The following is a 16138-nucleotide window of genomic DNA, read 5'->3' on the forward strand; positions in this document are numbered from 1 at the left end:
GCGCGTCAGAGGGCTCGTCCCGCGGAAGAAGCGCGTTCAGCAATGTCGATCTCCACCTGGCTCTCGATGGCTTCGCGATGTTCGATGCGCTTATCCTGGAGAGCAGCATCGACGGTCTCCAGAACGCACGCCGCCTCGATGAGGATGCGGTGCGTCGCCCGGATGATGCCCTGCTCGGCATCGTCGAGCCGGCCATCGACGCGCTCGACCGCGACGAAGTTGCTGTGGCGGAGCAGGTATCCGATCAGCCGCGGATCAGGCACGCAGGCAATGAGCGCGGCAATTTCGTCGGCGGTGAACAGGGTTCGGCCGATGATGCGGGCATAGAGCGCGTCATACCCCATTCCCAGCGCACCGGCCGCCTGCTCGAGCGACACGACCTTCTCCACCACGAGGACCTGGTAGACGATTTGCGCGAAAGAGCGGCCGCGATCCAGACTGATAGTCGTCGTCATCAAGATCCCCAAGCCGAACCGGCATACCCACCACCCGGATCATGCTTTCCTCATCTCGGACGTCAAGGGCGCATGGGACGGTCGCGGATCAAAACGAAGGGTCCGATTTGAGCGACGTGAGGCACCTCGAAACATAGATCTTCAGCGGAGACACACCAACAGGAGGTTTGCCATGATCTATGCCCTCATCGCCCTTGTCCCCGTGGGGATCGCCTTCCATGAAGCCGGCCTCGCCGCCCTCTTCATCATCCCGATGACACTTGCCATGCTGGTGGGCATCGCCGCCTTCTTCGCCATGTTCGCCGGAGTGGAAGGAAGCGCCGAGCTGTTCTTCTGGTGCGCGGCGATCGTCGGCGGTGGCTTCGCCATCGTATATGCGATCGAACATTCGTCCGACGGCTGAACGCTACGGTGTGTTCGTCTGGGACGTCGCCAGGGGCTGTCCGGGTTTGGACAGCCCCATTCTCCCCTTCCCCAAATGCCCACGCACCATGCGCGAGACGGACATGGCAACGGCTCGATCTCGAGCGCGGCCATCCATCAGCAGAGCGCGCGATCACACAGGTGCAAAGCGATCGCCGCGACGGCATTTCCCCTTGCAGATACAGGCACGCTCCACTGAGCAATCATCCTTCCACGGGAGGCGCCGAGCACGACCTCGCGTCGATATCCGAAACGGTTGCGGAATTCGGATCCAAGGCGCTCGTCTCGCAGTTCGCCGGCCCAGCCTGCGGCAACATCCTCATCGATGCCGATGGCGTTCCGAGGGGCTGGTGTGCATGATGACGCTCCCCCCGATTGGTTGGAACGAGCAGACCAGGGCCACCGGTTACCGGCATGTCTGACAATGCCAGTCCCGAACTCGCCACGCCGCCCTGCCTGGTGCCGGGGCTAGGAACCAAGGTGTCCCCTGCCCGAGCGAAGTCCTAGACCATGGCGTGATTGCTGAGGGGGATGCAGCCTGGGGCCGACACTGTCCGGGGACCAAACCGCCCATACGCGATTGAGGCACAACTCGTGACATGAGATGCTCGTGGATGTGACGGGCTTCCAAATCCGTCATCAAAACAGACCCTTGCCATCGGTCCCTATAGTGTTGCGCATGCTAAGCAACTGATGAACCCATCATACACTCTTGCACATACACCTCATGCTTCCTATCTCTTGGCCTCACCCTTACCGAGAGCCAGCAGATGAACCGACAACAGCCGCAGCCCGCCGTCTCCTACACGCGTGTGTCCACCAAGGCTCAGGGCGACCGCGGGATCGGCCTTGATGGCCAAAGGCACGCGATCAAAGCCTGCGCTGATGTCCTCGGCTACAAGATCATCGGTCATTTTTCCGATACGGCCTCCGGCGCGGGAGAGAGGAACCTCGAGAAACGACCCGGACTCCAGCAGGCAATCGCGATCGCAAGGGCACGCGGAATACCCATCATCGTATCAGAGTTCGACCGGCTTTCCAGGAACACGAGCACGACCACGAGGATCATGATCGAGGAGGGCATCGACGTATTCTCCGCGACCGAAGGACGATTGGAGGATTTGTCGATGATCCTAAGCAGGGCTGCTCGTGCCCAGCACGAACGGGATATGATCTCTAAGCGCACCAGGGAGGCACTGGCCGAAAAGAAGCGTCAGGGCGTAAAGCTGGGCAACCCCAACATCTCCGAGGTGCAGAAGGTCGGTGCTGCACGGAACAAGGAGCGCGCCGAGGACAAGGCCGTGGAGATCGCCGACGCCCTGGAGGAGGTCGACAACTGGAGCACGCTCACCGCTGCTGACGTTGTAGATCTCCTGAACGACCGCTCGATCCTCACCGGCAGGGGCAGGCCGTGGACGCTCAGCGCTATTCGTCGTCCGCTCGCCAGTGCCAAACGTCATCTGGAGGCTCGAAAGGACAAGCCGCGAATTCTGGACGAGAACGAGACCTACCGCCGGAACCCGAACTTCGGTCGCTTTTGACAAAGTCAACCTTTCGGTTGTCACGGGCTGCGAGTTGGCCATGCTCGGAACGTGGGGCATCCACTCAGCTGAGCCACGGTATCTGTTCGACCCTGATGGCGGGAATCAGGTTTACGTCAGGTTGTCGATTGAGCGGCAAAAATGCCATTTCCATGCGTGCGGACGGTCGAGCGCCGGCCGCCGACGATGCAGGATACCCGCACGTCTGGACCGGCGGCAGGGGTCGTGGCGGTTGGCGTCTTCCACGCGTCAATACCTATCCGGCCGCAGGATCCAAGGCGCGTGGTCAGCAAGCTCCTGAGCTGGTATGGGGAGTAGGCCCTCGATCCGAACGCTCGACTTGTGGTGATGCACCGGCCACCGGATTGCTGGAGAAATCACCGATACCCGTCCGGTCGCCAATTATCCGTTGATCCCGCACGCCCGATGGCGCCAAGGCGCCCACGCCGCTGCACCGGCCGCGATCAGAGTGACGCCAGCCAAGCGTCGGCTTGGCACCTGTCGCAGTCGTCGAGCTTTACTGGTCGGCGAAAAGCGAAACCGTTGCGGATATCGATCCGGCCTGCTGATCCGTCTTCGGGCTCCGAGTGGACGCGCGCAGATCTACCACGTCGTCCCCATGACCTGACGCACGCCGGGATGGAGGCAGTGGCAACGCGCGTTGGACGACAAGCCTCTGCCCCGTGCTCAACGCGAGAATGCCCGCCTCGGTCACCTCCGGCCGCACATGGCGCTTCGGACGCCTGCCGACGCGGATATGGTCGGTGAGAGTTGTCGAGATGCGGCTGATGGCATCGAGCATCCCGTCAGAGACACGAAGACCCGGAGAGGCTGGCAAGTCTACCTCCGGGTCAACGTGGTCATCTAAGGAAAGGAGTCGGGGCGCGAATGCCTCGGTCCTGCTACAGGTTCAAAGATAGCCCGCCGCGGTCTCCTCGACAAGGTCAGGCTACGGTCCCGCACGCCGGTGGCAAAGAGCCGTGCGCGAGGCCATCAGCATAGACCGCCGCGAGCAGAAGAGGCTTTCGCTGCGGAATGCGCGCGAGAACCCTCGAACTACGGCCGAATCTTGATCCAATCACATGCTCGCCGATAGCTATGGCTACCAGTGGCTTCTGTTCGCCTGGATCCACTTCGTCAGTTCGTTGACGACATCCGCACGCAGCTTGTAACCGTTTCTGAGTGCTCGTGCGACAGACTGGTCGAGACTTGGAAGGCCCATTTCCCGCATCATGTCTCCGGGCGTGATGCCGCGCTTCTTAATGATGTTCGTGATCCTAGCAGATGAAGCAGGCGACAGCCGGTGGTCCGCATCGACGATCGGGGTGGACGTCGCTGGTGCTGATGACGCTACTGATACGCGCCCCGACCTCTTGATCCAGTTGATAAAGTCCATGCGCTCCTTGTCGGTGGCTTTGGCCCACGCGTTCTTCATGTCCTGAAGCCTGCTCGACGCCTTTCGCAGGCCTGCTGCGATCAACGCCTCACGGTCGGATCGATAGTTGCCGGCCTTCAGATCGGCGAAGATCACCGGATGCTCCCTCTGGAGGCGTTTCATGTAATAGGCTTTATCTCGGACCCTTGTCGGCATTATGCACACTCGGTTGAAGGCGGGTTGGTAGATACGGCTATCTGACCACAGCGAACGGTAGTCCAACCACTTTAACATCCATCCGGTTGATCACAGCCCAAAGGGTGTAGCGTCCGAGATCGAACTCCGGCGCTCGCGCACGATCCGTTCCTTGAAACGGGACTGCATTTCCAAGAGGGTCGCACGGCGTCGCCCGATCTAGTCGCAGACCGCGACTACCGCCTCGATCTCGACCGTGATGTTTCCCGGCAGGGAACCGACGCCGACGGCGGAGCGCGCGTGCTCGCCACAATCGCCCAGCACCTTCACGAAAAGATCGGAGCAGCCGTTGATGACGGCCGGGTGGTCGCCGAATTCCGGCACGGCGTTGACCATGCCGAGCAGCTTCACGATCCGCTTGATCCGTCCGAGGTCGCCGAGCACGTCGTGCAGGACGGACAGCAAATTGATGCCGGTCAACCATGCGTGGGCATAGGCTTCGTCGACGGTGACGCCTGCGCCCACCTTGCCGGTGTGTAGGTAGCCATTCGCCTCCCGCGGCCCCTGGCCGGACAGGAAGATGAGGTTGCCCTCGCGGACGTGCGTCAGGAAATTCGCGATCGGCGGCGGGGGCGGCGGGAGCACGATGCCGAGCCGGGCGAGCCGGTCCTCGGGCGAAGCCTCGGCGGGGTCCTGGCGATCAGCGATAGTCATGCAACGCTCCAGTCAAGATGTTCGGTGCCAACAGATCCCGCCTCGGGGCCGGTCAGTCGGCATAGTGGCAGGCAGCCTCGGCGCCGGAGGTGACGGGGCGCAGAGCGGGACGCTCGGCCCGACAGATGTCGGTCGCGATCGGGCAGCGCGGATGGAAAGTGCAGCCGGACGGAGGATCGAGCGGGCTCGGCACCTCGCCGCGCGGCACCTTTGTGCGGGCGTGCCGGCGCGCGGGATCCGGCCGCGGCACCGCGTCCATCAACGTGCGGGTGTAAGGATGGCTCGGGCGATTATAGACCGCGGCCGTTTGGCCGATTTCGACGATCCGGCCCAGATACATAACCGCGACCCGGTCGCTGATGTGCTGGACGATGCCGAGATCATGGGCGACAAACAGGTAGGCGAGCCCGAACTCCCTCCGGATGTCGGCCATCAGGTTGACGACCTGCGCCTGGATCGACACATCGAGCGCGGAGACCGGCTCGTCGGCGACGATCAGCGAGGGGTTCAACGCCAGCGCCCGGGCGATCGCGAGCCGCTGTCGCTGGCCGCCCGAGAACTTCGACGGCACGTTGGACATCTGGTCGGGCCGAAGACCGACGCGAGCAAACAGGTCGGCCACTCTGGCCCTGCGTTCCGAAGCGCTACCGAGTCCGTGGACGATCAGCGGCTCCTCGACGATGTCGCCCGCGCGCTGGCGCGGGTCGAGCGAGCCGTTCGGATCCTGGAAGATCATCTGCACCTTGCGTCGCATCGGCCGCATGGCACGGTGCGAGACGTGGGTGATGTCGACACCGTCGAGCAGGACCTGGCCCTCGTCGGGTTCGAGAAGCCGCACGATCATCTTGCCAACCGTCGACTTGCCGCAGCCGCTCTCGCCCACGAGGCCGAGCGTCTCGCCGGGCGCGATCGAAAGCGAGACGTCGTCTACCGCAAACACCGTCGCCGGACGGCCGCTCATGCCGCGAGGGACGGTGAAGCGCTTGGATATGTTCCTGACGTCGAGCAGCGCGGTCATTGCTCCACCTCCACCGGATACCAGCAGGCTGCACGGTGGCCCGGCGTCATCTCGGCGAGAGGCGGCCGGTCGCGCGAGCAACGATCACGGGCGCGAGGGCAGCGTGGCGCGAACGCACACCCCGGAGGCAACGCCCAAAGCGCGGGAACGACACCTGGAATCTCGGTTAGCGGCTGAGATGTCGTGGCGCCTTCCGCGCCCTCGATCCGCGGAATCGAGCCAAGCAAGCCGTTCGTGTATGGGTGGCGCGGGGAAACGAAGAGTTGCCCGGTGGTCGCCTCCTCGACGATCCGGCCGGCATACATGACCGCGACACGATCGGCGGTCTCGGCCACCACCGCGAGGTCGTGCGTGATCAGAATCGTTGCGGCGCCGACGGAAGCCTGGAGGTCGCTGAACGTCTCAAGGATCTGCGCCTGCGTCGTCACGTCGAGCGCCGTGGTCGGCTCGTCCGCGATCAGCACGTCGGGATCGCAGGCGAGCGCCAGGGCGATCACCACGCGCTGGCGCATTCCGCCCGACATCTGGTGCGGATAGTCGTCATACCGCCGCCTTGGGTCGGGAATCCGCACCAGTTCGAACAGTTCTTCGACGCGCTTGCGTGCAGCCGCCGCACTGAGCCCCTTGTGAAGGCGCAACACCTCCGCGACCTGCGGCCCCACACGGATCGAAGGATTGAGCGAGGTCATCGGCTCCTGGAAGATCAGACCGATCCGGTTGCCCCTGATGTCCATGAGGCGCGCCTCGCTGGCGCCTGCAAGATCGACGTCACCGAACAGGATCTTTCCCGAGACGATCTCGGCGACCGGCTCCGGCAGAAGCCGCATGATGGCCAGCGCCGTCATGCTCTTGCCGGAACCGGATTCGCCGACCAGCGCCAGCACCTCGTTGCGCGAGACGTCGAAGGAGATGTCGCTGACCGCCTCAAAGCTGCGCTCGGCGGTGCAGAGCTCCACGGTCAGTCCCTGGACGGAGAGAAGCGGCGCTGTCATGGGTCGGTCGGCTGGCGGAGAGCCGGGAACAGCGCCACCGCGTTGTCGCGCAGGATCGCCCGGCGATCGGCGTCCGACAGGTAGTCGCTGTATCGCGTGAAATAGGTCAGCGACTCCGCGTAGGTGCAGTAGCGGTCGACGTTGGGCGCGTCCGAGCCCCACAGGAAGCGCCCTGCCCCGAACCGGTCGAGCAACTGGCGAATGTGGCCATGCGCCCGCGGATAGGGATACTCCTGCCGCCCACCCCAGGCGATCGGATAGAGGATCTCGGCCGAGACCGGCGCCTCGGTGAGAAGCGTATCCAGGACCGGAGGCAGCGTCAGCCGGTCGTTGTCGTCGCAATAGAGAGCCGTCGGCACGCCATGGACCAGGACGTGCCGAATGCCGGGAAAGCGATCGACGATGCGAGCCAGGTGCCGCATCTCGTCTTCGTAGGTCCCCACCGGCGAGTTGCCCGACTGGACCCAGAATACCGGCAAGCCGCTCCGCTCCACGAGCGACCAGTAGGGATCGTAGGCCGGATCGGAGTGTATCGGCCTGTAACCGCTGCGGAACATGCCCGTCGTCGTGAAGTAGAAGCCCGCCATGCCCAATCGCCCGATCTCGTCGTTGAGGCGCTCGAGTTCGACGTCGGTGTAGGCGAAGGCCTCCTCGACCTGGGCCAAGCCAATGAAACGGCCCGGATGCTCCTTCGTGGCGGTCGCGAAGTCCTCCGCGAGATTGCCGTAGATATGCTCGTTCTGGAGCACCGCGGTCGCCACGCCGGCATAGTCCATGTAGGCGAGCAGGGTCTCGGCGGACATCTCGAGATTGCTCATCCATGGCGCGAGGAACTGGACATACTGGTCCTCGCCATCGACGGTCCACTCGTAGCGGCCATGCGTCCCGACCCGGAAGTTGACGTCCCGGCGGCCGGCCGGAGAAGGGTCGGCCGGATCCCACAAGGGCCGCTCCGTCACGAGAGAGCGGTCGCTCATCCGGCGATAGGGCTGGTTGCCATGCACGTGCATGGATCGCTGCTGGTGCAGGAGATGCGACGCCACGTCGGCAAAGCCGGCGGCCGTCGCTGCGGGCGGAAAGATGTGGGCGTGACAGTCGATGATGCCGTAGTCCATGGTTAGTCCGTCAGTTTCTCGAGGCAGGGTCGAAGACGTCGCGCAGCCCGTCGCCGAAGGCGTTGAAGGCGAGCACGAGCAGCGAGATCGCGACGCCGGGCGCGATCACGAGATGCGGCGCGATGGTCAGGTATTCGCGACTCGCGCCCAGCATGGTGCCCCATTCCGGCGCCGGCGGCTGGACGCCAAGGCCGAGAAAGCCGAGCGCCGAGCCGATCAGCACGGCCTGGCCGGCATTGAGGCTGAGTTCGATGATGATGACCGTGGCGGCGTTCGGGAGGATGTGCCGCAGCAGGATGCGCGTATGGCCCATGCCGACGGTGATGGCCGCGGCCACGAAATCCTCCTCGCGCAGCTCGATCACGCGGCCACGCACTAGCCTTGCCAGGGGCGGGATGAAGCTTGCGGTGATGGCGATGGTGAGCCCGGTCGCCGACGCGCCGGCGACGGAGGCGATCGCGATCGCCAGCACGATGTTGGGCACCGTAAGAAGCAGGTCGATGATGCCGGTGACGATGCGATCGGTCAGCCCGCCGAAATAGCCAGCGACCGAGCCGAGCGCGATGCCGCCGATCCCGGCGAAGAAGACCGAGGCGAGCGCGATCGAGAGGGTGAACCGGGTTCCGACGATAAGGCGCGAGAGGATGTCGCGGCCGACATTGTCGGTGCCAAGCAGATGCGCCTCAGACGGCGCCTCCAGCATTGCGAACAGATCCTGGGCCGTCGGATCATAGGGCGCGATCCGTTCGCCGAGGATGGCGAGCGCCGCGAAGGCGGCAAGCAGCGTGGCGCCCAGCCAGAGGAAGAGATTGATGCGGCGCGCCCCACGGCGCCTGCGGCGGACAACGGCCTCAGGCATAACGCAGCCTCGGGTTGACGAAGCGGTAGATCACCTCGACCGCGATGTTGATGACGAGGAACGACACGACGAAGATCAGGACGATCGCCTGGACCAGCGTATAGTCGCGCACGGACACCGCCGTCAGCAGCAGGTCGCCGATGCCCGGCCAGGCGAACAGCCGCTCGATGACCACCGATCCGCCGAGCAGATATCCGGCCTGAAGGCCGATCACGGTGACGGTGGGGATCATGACATTGCGCAGCACGTGGCGACGCAACGCCAGCCCCTTGGATAGACCCTTGGCGCGCGCGGTGCGCACATAGTCCTTGCGCAGTTCCTCGATGACGACGCCGCGAGTCATTCGCGCCAGAAGGGCAATCAGCCGCGCCGCGAGCGCGAGCGTCGGAATGACGAGCGAAGCCGGGCCGCTGGCACCGAAGCTCGGCAGCAAGCCCATGCCGACGGACAGCCAGGCGATCAGGATCATGCCCAGCCAGAAGTTGGGAATCGCCAGCAGCCCGACCACCGAGAGCGAGATCAGGTAGTCGGGCAGCCTGTTGCGGTAGGCTGCAGCCACGACGCCGGCGGGAATGCCGATGGCAATCGTGAGCAGGATCGCCGCGCTGGCCAGCGCCAGGGTCGCCGGCAGCCGGTATAGAATGTGCGGCAGCGGATTGCCCCGGAACGTGGTCGAGTAGCCGAAGTCGCCGACCACCAGCCCGGAGACGTGTTTTGCGTATTGCTCGAGAAGCGGCCGATCGAGGCCAAGCTGCACACGCACGGCCTCGATCTCGGCCTGGGTAGCCGTGGCCCCGGCGACGAAGGCAGCCTCGTCGCCGGGAACCGACTTGAAGATGACAAACAGGATCGTGACGACGCCGAGCACCACCAGCGGAATGGTCGCGAAGCGCTTGGCTAGGAACCCGATCATCACAATGCGCTTCAGGCCTTGGCCGCGTTGCGCAGGTTAGTGAAGACGATCGGCATCACGCTCACGCCGGCCACGGACTTGCGAACCGCGGAAACGTTCTCGTTGATCTGCAGCCACAGATAGGGTGCGTCAGCCCAGACGAGCTCCTGCGCCTTGCCGAGCGCTTCCATGCGCGCCGCCTCCTCCGGAGCGCTGTCGGCGACGGAGAGCAACTGATCAACCTCGGCGTTGCGATAGCGCCCTATGTTCCAGACATCCGGCTTGGCGTCGTCATCCGCATTGGACTTGAACAGCGAGGCCAGGTGGTAGGTGCCCGACGCGTTCGACGGATTGAAGCCGAACATCGCGAGGTCCCAGGCGAGGTTCGCCTTGTCCTGGCGGAGGTGATCCCAGTAGGCGCCCTTCTCGATCTTGTTGATCTGGACGTCGACGCCGACCTGCTTGAGCGAAGCCGCCACGATCTCCGCGACCGAGACGTCGCCTGGGAACAGACCCTCCGGTGCGAACAGCGAGAGGGTGAGCTGGGCGCCGTCCTTGGCGAGCATGCCATCGGAACCGGCAGTATAGCCTGCCTCGGCCAGCAGCGCCTTGGCCTGCTCCTGATCGAACGCGGTCTCGCCGACCGACTTGTGGCCGATCGCATCGAAGGCCAGCGGAGAGTCCGGCGCCTTGGCAAAGCCGAAGAACACCTTCTCCGCGATGGTGGCGACCGGCACGGCGAGGTTCAGCGCCTTCCTAACCTTGACGTCCGCGAGCGCCGGCCGCGTGAGATTCATCGCAAGGCCGATCGGCCGCAGGCCCGGCTTGCGAACCACCTCGACGTCGGCGTTGCCCTCGAGCTGGCTGACGAGCTGCACCGGAACCGAGTCGATGACGTCGACGGCGCCGGTGGTGATGGCGTTGATGCGCGTCGCGGGCTCGGCGATGAACTTGAAGACGACCCCGGATGCGCCGGGCTTCCCGCCCCAATATCCATCGAACGCCTTCAGCGTCAGTTCCTGCCCGGAATTGAAAGCCTCGACCATATAGGGGCCGGCGCCGACCGGATTCTTGGCGAACCCATCTTCGCCGAACTTCTCGATAGCCGCCGGCGAGACGATGGCGCCGGAGCCATGCGCGAGCGTATTCGGAAGCTGTGCGAACGGCGCCGAGGCGCGGATAACCACGGTGGTCTCGTCGACCACCTCGGCCCCGGAGATCGGGTTCCAGAGCGGCCGGTTGGTGGTGTTGATCTCCTTGTTCATCATCCGCTCGATGTTGAACTTGATCGCGGCCGCGTCGCAGGGCGTGCCGTCATGGAAGGTGACACCACTGCGAAGCTTGATTTCGCAGGACTGAAGGTCGGCGCTCATCGTGAAGGCCTCGGCGAGTTGGGGCACGATCTTCATGTCGGCGTCAAAGTCGAGAAGGCGATCGAACAGCAGCAGCGCCGCCTCGTAGCCGCCCGGATAGCCGGTAAAGGCGCCGTGCGCGGGATCGAGCGTCAGCACGGCCGTGCTCTGGCCGTAGGTGATCACGCCGGACGCGCTCTGCGCGAAGGCGCGGATCGAGCCGACCGGCAGCGTCGATAGGAGGGCGGCGCCTGCCGCGCCCGTGAGGAAATGCCTGCGTTTCATGTCGTTTCTCCCATTTTCTTGTGTCGACTACTTTCAGGCGCAGCGAATACTCCGCCGCGTCAGACCCAAATTTCGTTCCATGTGAAGATTGCCGGCGTGCCGCCGGTGTGCACGAAGACCACCACGTCGTCGGGCTTGAAGCGGCACTCGCGGATATGCGCGATCATGCCGGCGGCCGCCTTGCCGGTGTAGATCGGATCGAGAATGATGCCTTCGGTGCGCGCGAAGAGCCGCACGGCCTCGTCGCCGGCCTCGCTTGGAATTCCGTAGCCCTTGCCCACGAAAGCATCGGTGTTGACCACCTCATCCTCGGTGACTGCGATATCTAGCTTGAGGGCCGCGATCGTCTCGTTGGCGATTCTGGCGGTGCGAGAGGGCAGGTCGAACTCGGCGGTGGCGCAGATCGCCTGCATGGTGAAATCGGCGCCGAGAAGCTTCTTCGCCAGCATGATGCCAGCCGAACCCTTGCCGCTGGACGACATGTAGAAACAATCCGGCTCGAGTTCGCGCGCCGCGAGCTGTTCGATCACTTCCAGCGCCACCTCCAGGTAGGCGACGGCCGAGGCGACGTCGAACATCGGGTTGTCGTTGAGAATGTGCGGACGCCCGCCGTTCGCGCGCACCTCCTCGGCCAGGCTGTCGAGCATTGCGCGCTGCTCCCGCTGGTCGGCGGCGAAGTGCACATCCGCGCCGAGCAGGTAGTCGACGAGCAGATTGCCCTGCACGTTGTTGGGTCGCCGGCCCTCGAGGACGAGGATCGTCTTCAAGCCGAGCTTGTTGCAGGCGCCGACGGTCTGGCGAGCGGAGTTGGATTGCAGATCGAGCCCGACGATGACGGTGTCCGGGTCGTCCTTCATGGCATGGGCGAGACGGAATTCCAGGTTGCGCAGCTTGTTGCCGCCGAGCGCCACCCCGGTCAGGTCGTCGCGCTTGACGAAGATGCGCGGGCCGCCGAGTGTCCGCGACAGGTTGCGCGCCTCCTCCAGAGGCGTTTTTTTCAGCGCGATGTCGAGCCGCGGCAGGGTCGCGATACGCTCGCGGATATGCCGGTGGCTCATGACTGCCGCTTCGCTCATGGCAACGACCTTCCTGTCTTCCGAAGCCAAGCCTCGAAAGCGTCAGCGCGATCGGTGGATGCGCCGCGCCGATCTTCGTATTCCGAAATGTCCAATATACAAGACACTTGTCTTGTGCTAGAGACAGAATATCAGCCTCTCCAGAATGCGCAAGAGATAGCTTTCCATGAACGCAGTTTCGCCGGCCACGACGGATACGACCCAGCGCCGCGAGCGCAGCGTCGACCGGATCCTCCAGATCCTCGAATTCCTCCATGGACACGGCGAGGGCATCCGTATCGGCGCGCTTGCGAAGGCACTGAACGCGCCACGCTCGTCGACCTACACCCTCGTCAACGATCTGACCGAAGCGGGCCTTCTTGAGACTTCACCGGATGACGGCCGCATCTTCTTCGGCAAGCGGATGTATCTCTACGGCTTGAACTACATCCGCGAGAACTCGCTGGCCAAGCGTGCGCGGATGGAGGTCGATCGCCTAGCCAAGGAGACCGGCGAGACCAGCGAGTTCTGCATGCTGCAGAACGGCCGCTACACCATCATGCACATGCGCCCCGGCAACAGGCCGTTCCGGATCAGTTCGGCGGTCGGTCTCCAGATCCCCATCCCCTGGACGGCATCGGGCAGGCTGCTGCTAGCCGGAAGCAGCCGCACCGAGATCGAGGAATTGATCGCTGACGAGGACTTGATCCTACCCGATGGTCGACGCATCGACATCGACGCGTTCATTGACGCGATAGACAAGGCCCGGCGCGACGGCTTCTGCCTGACGAAGGGCCTTGTAGACGCGGTGACCCAATGCCTCGCGGCCCCGATTTACGGCGCCGACGGCAGGGTCGAGGCCACAATCTGCTTGGTGCTGCCAGTCGATCTATCGGAAGACAAGACCTCGGACCTTCGAGAGCGGCTGCTGGAGAGTGGCAGGCGGCTGTCGTCGCGGTGATCAGCGGTGTTCGAGGCCACAACCTTTACACATCTCTCCTTGGACATCGACGGTGCATAATGTGCCTGCCGGCGATAAACCTATTGTAGGATTAGGTCCTTGCCGCGGGTATCTCATTATCAGGGCCAGCGAATATGCATCGAGCATTTTGGGCAAAAACGTCTCGGTCGGGGGCGGACTGGCCGTATAAGCCGGTTGCGCATCATCTATTCGACGTAGCGGCATGCGCGATAGGCTACTTGGAATCTAACCCGGCCCGCCTTGCACGGGAAGCGAGACTATCGGGTCTAGCACCGAACAAACATGCGAAGTTGTGCGCGCTAGCGGCAGCACTGCACGATCTCGGCAAGATATCGAAAAGCTTTCAGTTCATCTTCCCGGCACTTTGGCCGAGCGAAGCTCTCGGCGCGAGCCCCAGTGCGCTCCCAGGCTCCCTTCGACACTGGCAAGCGACGGCCCTGCTGCTCAACGCCCACGATGTAAAGGCCGCTATCTCGCCCATCTTCGGCGTCCAAGGTATGCCAACCATGCTCATTTCGGCTATCGCGGGCCATCATGGTGTCGCTCCCGGCGGAGATCTCGTCGGTGCCGACGCCGCTGATGCAAAAAGACACCCCGAGATCGGCCCAGAATGTGTCTTACAAGCGACGGCGCTGGCAGCGGAAATAGTCGCGCTTTTCGACGATCTCCGGAATCTGCCCGAGATCCACAGGCCCGAGAGCTTCTCGTTCGCCCTGAACGGACTGATCACACTGGCAGACTGGGTCGGCTCGGATGAGACCTTCTTCGAGTTCCTGGATCCGGCGATCCCGTTGGTCGACTACTGGCCGATGGCGCTTCGTCGCGCCGATGCCGCGCTTGAGAGCAAAGGACTTCGACCCGCAAGACCGGCCACCTTGCCGTCGTTGAGACGCCTTTCCGGCCATGCGGGCAGCCCGCGCCCGATGCAGAAACTAGCCGGCGCGATCACTGTCCCCGGCGAGCCACAGATCGTCGTGATCGAGGACGGCACGGGATCGGGCAAGACGGAAGCAGCATTGTTGCTCGCCGGCCGCATGATGGCGGCCGGGCTTGGCGAAGGCCTCTTCGTCGCGCTGCCGACCATGGCGACCGCCAATGCGATGCATGGACGGTTGGAAGCCGCGCTCGGCGGCCTGTTCGACGGCGAGGCGTCCCTCGTGCTGGCGCATGGCAAGGCTGACATCGCCGCAAGGCTGGACCGACTGGCGGCGGCGGGGCAAGAGGACGAGGAGCAATCCGGCGTTCGGTCCTGGTTCAACGCCTGGATCGCCGACAGCCGCAAGACGGCCTTCTTCGCCTCCGCGGGAGCCGGCACGATCGATCAGGCCTTCCTGTCGATCCTGCCGAAGAAGCACCTGACCATGCGCCAGTATGCGCTCGCAGGCCGGATCCTCGTCATCGACGAGGCGCACGCCTGCGACGCCTACATGGGTGAGGAGCTGAAGACGCTGGCGGGAATGCATGCCCGGCTCGGCGGATCGATGATCGTGTTGTCGGCGACCTTGGGGCGTGCGGCCAGAGCTGAACTCGTGAAGGCGTTCGCATTTGGGCGTGGGATGCATCCTCGATTCATGCGCGCAATCGACGAGCAGATTCGATCGACGGCCTATCCACTGCTGACCCGCTGGAGCGAGACCGGTGGGTTGGAGGAGATCGCCGTCGATGGCGATCCGGGGCTCTCGCGCAGCGTTGAAATCGCGCGCATCGAGACCCGCGCCGATGGCATTCGCCTCGCGCTCGATGCGGCGGCGCGCGGAGCGGCGGTCGCCATCGTCTGCAATGCCGTCGATCCAGCGATCGAGACCTTCGAGGCGCTGCTCGCCGCCGGACATGACGCCTCCCGCTGCCACCTGTTCCACGCCCGGTTCACCGTCGACGACCGGCTCGGAATCGAGAGCCGTGTGCAGGCATGGTTCGGTCGCGCGAGCGGCGAGCGGGAGCGTGCCGGCAGGATCCTTGTCGCGACGCAGGTGATCGAGCAGTCGCTCGACGTCGATTTCGACCTGATGATCTCTGACCTTGCGCCAGCCGATCTGATCGTCCAGCGCGCCGGCCGGCTGTGGCGGCACGACCGGGTGCACCGGCCACTGCTCGGCCCCGTCCTTCACCTGCTGACACCAGAGCCCGTGGCGGCGACCGGGTCGACATGGCTGGAGGCGACGCTCGGTCCGGCTTCGTTCGTCTACAAGATGCCGGGCGTGATGTGGCGCACGTCCCGCGATCTGCTCGGCAAGGCACGGCTCGACACGCCCGGGGATCTGCGACGGTTGATCGAGGCCGCCTACGATCAGGGAGATTCGGACCTGCCTGAGCCCCTCCGTCAGCCGCACCGAAGCTCGTTGGGAGAGAAGCATGGGGAGCGTAGCCTTGCGTCGCAGAACGTCATCAAGCCGTCCGACGGTTACAGCGTCCTGACCGCACCGTCCGCCGATGAGGACATCGGCACCCGCTTGGGCGAAAAGTCGCTGACCGTCAGGCTCGGCCGCCGTGATGGTGACGCGCTCGTCCCGCTCTGCCAGCGGCTCGGCGCCGATGCTGGCTTGAACTGGGCGTTGAGCGAGATCGCCGTCCGCGACAGCTGGTTCCGGGGCGGCAAGGGCGGAACACTTCCACAGGCCGCAGACGAGACGATCGTGGAAACAGCGCGATCACACTGGCCCGAATGGGAGCGCGCGATACCATTGTATGAAGTCGATGCCTCTGGTCGTCTTTTGTCGATGGACGAAGGACGGCTCCTCTACGATCATGTATCAGGGCTTCACCGCACCCGATAGTCGGGCCACACTGGGCATTGGTTGACGTGTGTGCCCGTTATTCACAGATCCGGCTTATTTTCTACTGCAACCGAAGAAAAGCTTTCCAAACTCAAAGTCCAGTGATCCGAT

The 16138-nt window shown here is 64.1% G+C and carries 14 protein-coding genes; 4 read left to right on the forward strand and 10 right to left on the reverse strand.

From position 1 onward, the window contains the following. Positions 1–5: 5 nt before the first annotated feature. On the reverse strand, positions 6–455 hold the full coding sequence (locus tag IAI54_RS20050; protein WP_187968867.1) for a phage regulatory CII family protein: 450 nt from the start codon (positions 453–455) through the stop codon (positions 6–8). 172 nt (positions 456–627) lie between these two features. Here IAI54_RS20050 and IAI54_RS20055 point away from each other — a divergent pair, with 172 nt between their 5' ends. Further along, positions 628–858, forward strand: a complete 231-nt coding sequence (locus IAI54_RS20055) for a hypothetical protein (protein WP_187968868.1) — start codon at positions 628–630, stop codon at positions 856–858. 790 nt (positions 859–1648) lie between these two features. After that, positions 1649–2419, forward strand: coding sequence for a recombinase family protein (locus IAI54_RS20060; RefSeq protein WP_187968869.1), 771 nt, complete (start codon positions 1649–1651; stop codon positions 2417–2419). A 1102-nt stretch (positions 2420–3521) separates the two neighbouring features. On the opposite strand, the gene IAI54_RS20065 is transcribed toward IAI54_RS20060, so the two are convergent. From IAI54_RS20065 to IAI54_RS20105, 9 genes are all read right to left on the reverse strand, one after another. Next, positions 3522–3977, reverse strand: coding sequence for a hypothetical protein (locus tag IAI54_RS20065; protein WP_210321153.1), 456 nt, complete (start codon positions 3975–3977; stop codon positions 3522–3524). Between the two features lie 231 nt (positions 3978–4208). Then, entirely contained in the window at positions 4209–4703 is a 495-nt protein-coding gene (locus IAI54_RS20070; protein ID WP_187968871.1) for a RidA family protein, read from the reverse strand. 52 nt (positions 4704–4755) lie between these two features. Then, positions 4756–5721, reverse strand: a complete 966-nt coding sequence (locus tag IAI54_RS20075) for an ABC transporter ATP-binding protein (RefSeq protein WP_187968872.1) — start codon at positions 5719–5721, stop codon at positions 4756–4758. After that, positions 5718–6713, reverse strand: coding sequence for an ABC transporter ATP-binding protein (locus IAI54_RS20080; protein WP_187968873.1), 996 nt, complete (start codon positions 6711–6713; stop codon positions 5718–5720). The genes IAI54_RS20075 and IAI54_RS20080 overlap by 4 nt, the downstream gene beginning before the upstream one ends. After that, the gene (locus IAI54_RS20085; RefSeq protein WP_187968874.1) at positions 6710–7828 is read right to left on the reverse strand and encodes an amidohydrolase family protein; all 1119 of its coding nucleotides are present in this window, start codon (positions 7826–7828) and stop codon (positions 6710–6712) included. The genes IAI54_RS20080 and IAI54_RS20085 overlap by 4 nt, the downstream gene beginning before the upstream one ends. A 10-nt stretch (positions 7829–7838) precedes the next feature. Next, positions 7839–8687, reverse strand: a complete 849-nt coding sequence (locus IAI54_RS20090) for an ABC transporter permease (RefSeq protein WP_187968875.1) — start codon at positions 8685–8687, stop codon at positions 7839–7841. Next, positions 8680–9600: an ABC transporter permease gene (locus IAI54_RS20095; RefSeq protein WP_187968876.1), complete on the reverse strand. Its 921-nt coding sequence runs from the start codon at positions 9598–9600 to the stop codon at positions 8680–8682. The genes IAI54_RS20090 and IAI54_RS20095 overlap by 8 nt, the downstream gene beginning before the upstream one ends. 11 nt (positions 9601–9611) lie before the next feature. Continuing rightward, entirely contained in the window at positions 9612–11216 is a 1605-nt protein-coding gene (locus IAI54_RS20100; protein ID WP_187968877.1) for an ABC transporter substrate-binding protein, read from the reverse strand. Between the two features lie 59 nt (positions 11217–11275). Next, positions 11276–12292 (reverse strand): pyridoxal-phosphate dependent enzyme, encoded by a 1017-nt coding sequence (locus tag IAI54_RS20105; protein WP_187968878.1) that lies wholly within the window; start codon positions 12290–12292, stop codon positions 11276–11278. Positions 12293–12458: 166 nt separating this feature from the next. On the opposite strand from IAI54_RS20105, the gene IAI54_RS20110 reads away from it, so the two are divergent. Both IAI54_RS20110 and cas3 read left to right on the forward strand, forming a co-directional pair. Next, positions 12459–13232, forward strand: coding sequence for an IclR family transcriptional regulator (locus IAI54_RS20110; RefSeq protein ID WP_187968879.1), 774 nt, complete (start codon positions 12459–12461; stop codon positions 13230–13232). 134 nt (positions 13233–13366) lie between these two features. Beyond that, on the forward strand, positions 13367–16027 hold the full coding sequence (gene cas3, locus IAI54_RS20115; RefSeq protein ID WP_187968880.1) for a CRISPR-associated helicase Cas3': 2661 nt from the start codon (positions 13367–13369) through the stop codon (positions 16025–16027). Positions 16028–16138: the final 111 nt, after the last annotated feature.

This window comes from Aquibium microcysteis (genome assembly GCF_014495845.1).
Classification (GTDB): Bacteria; Pseudomonadota; Alphaproteobacteria; order Rhizobiales; family Rhizobiaceae; genus Aquibium; species Aquibium microcysteis.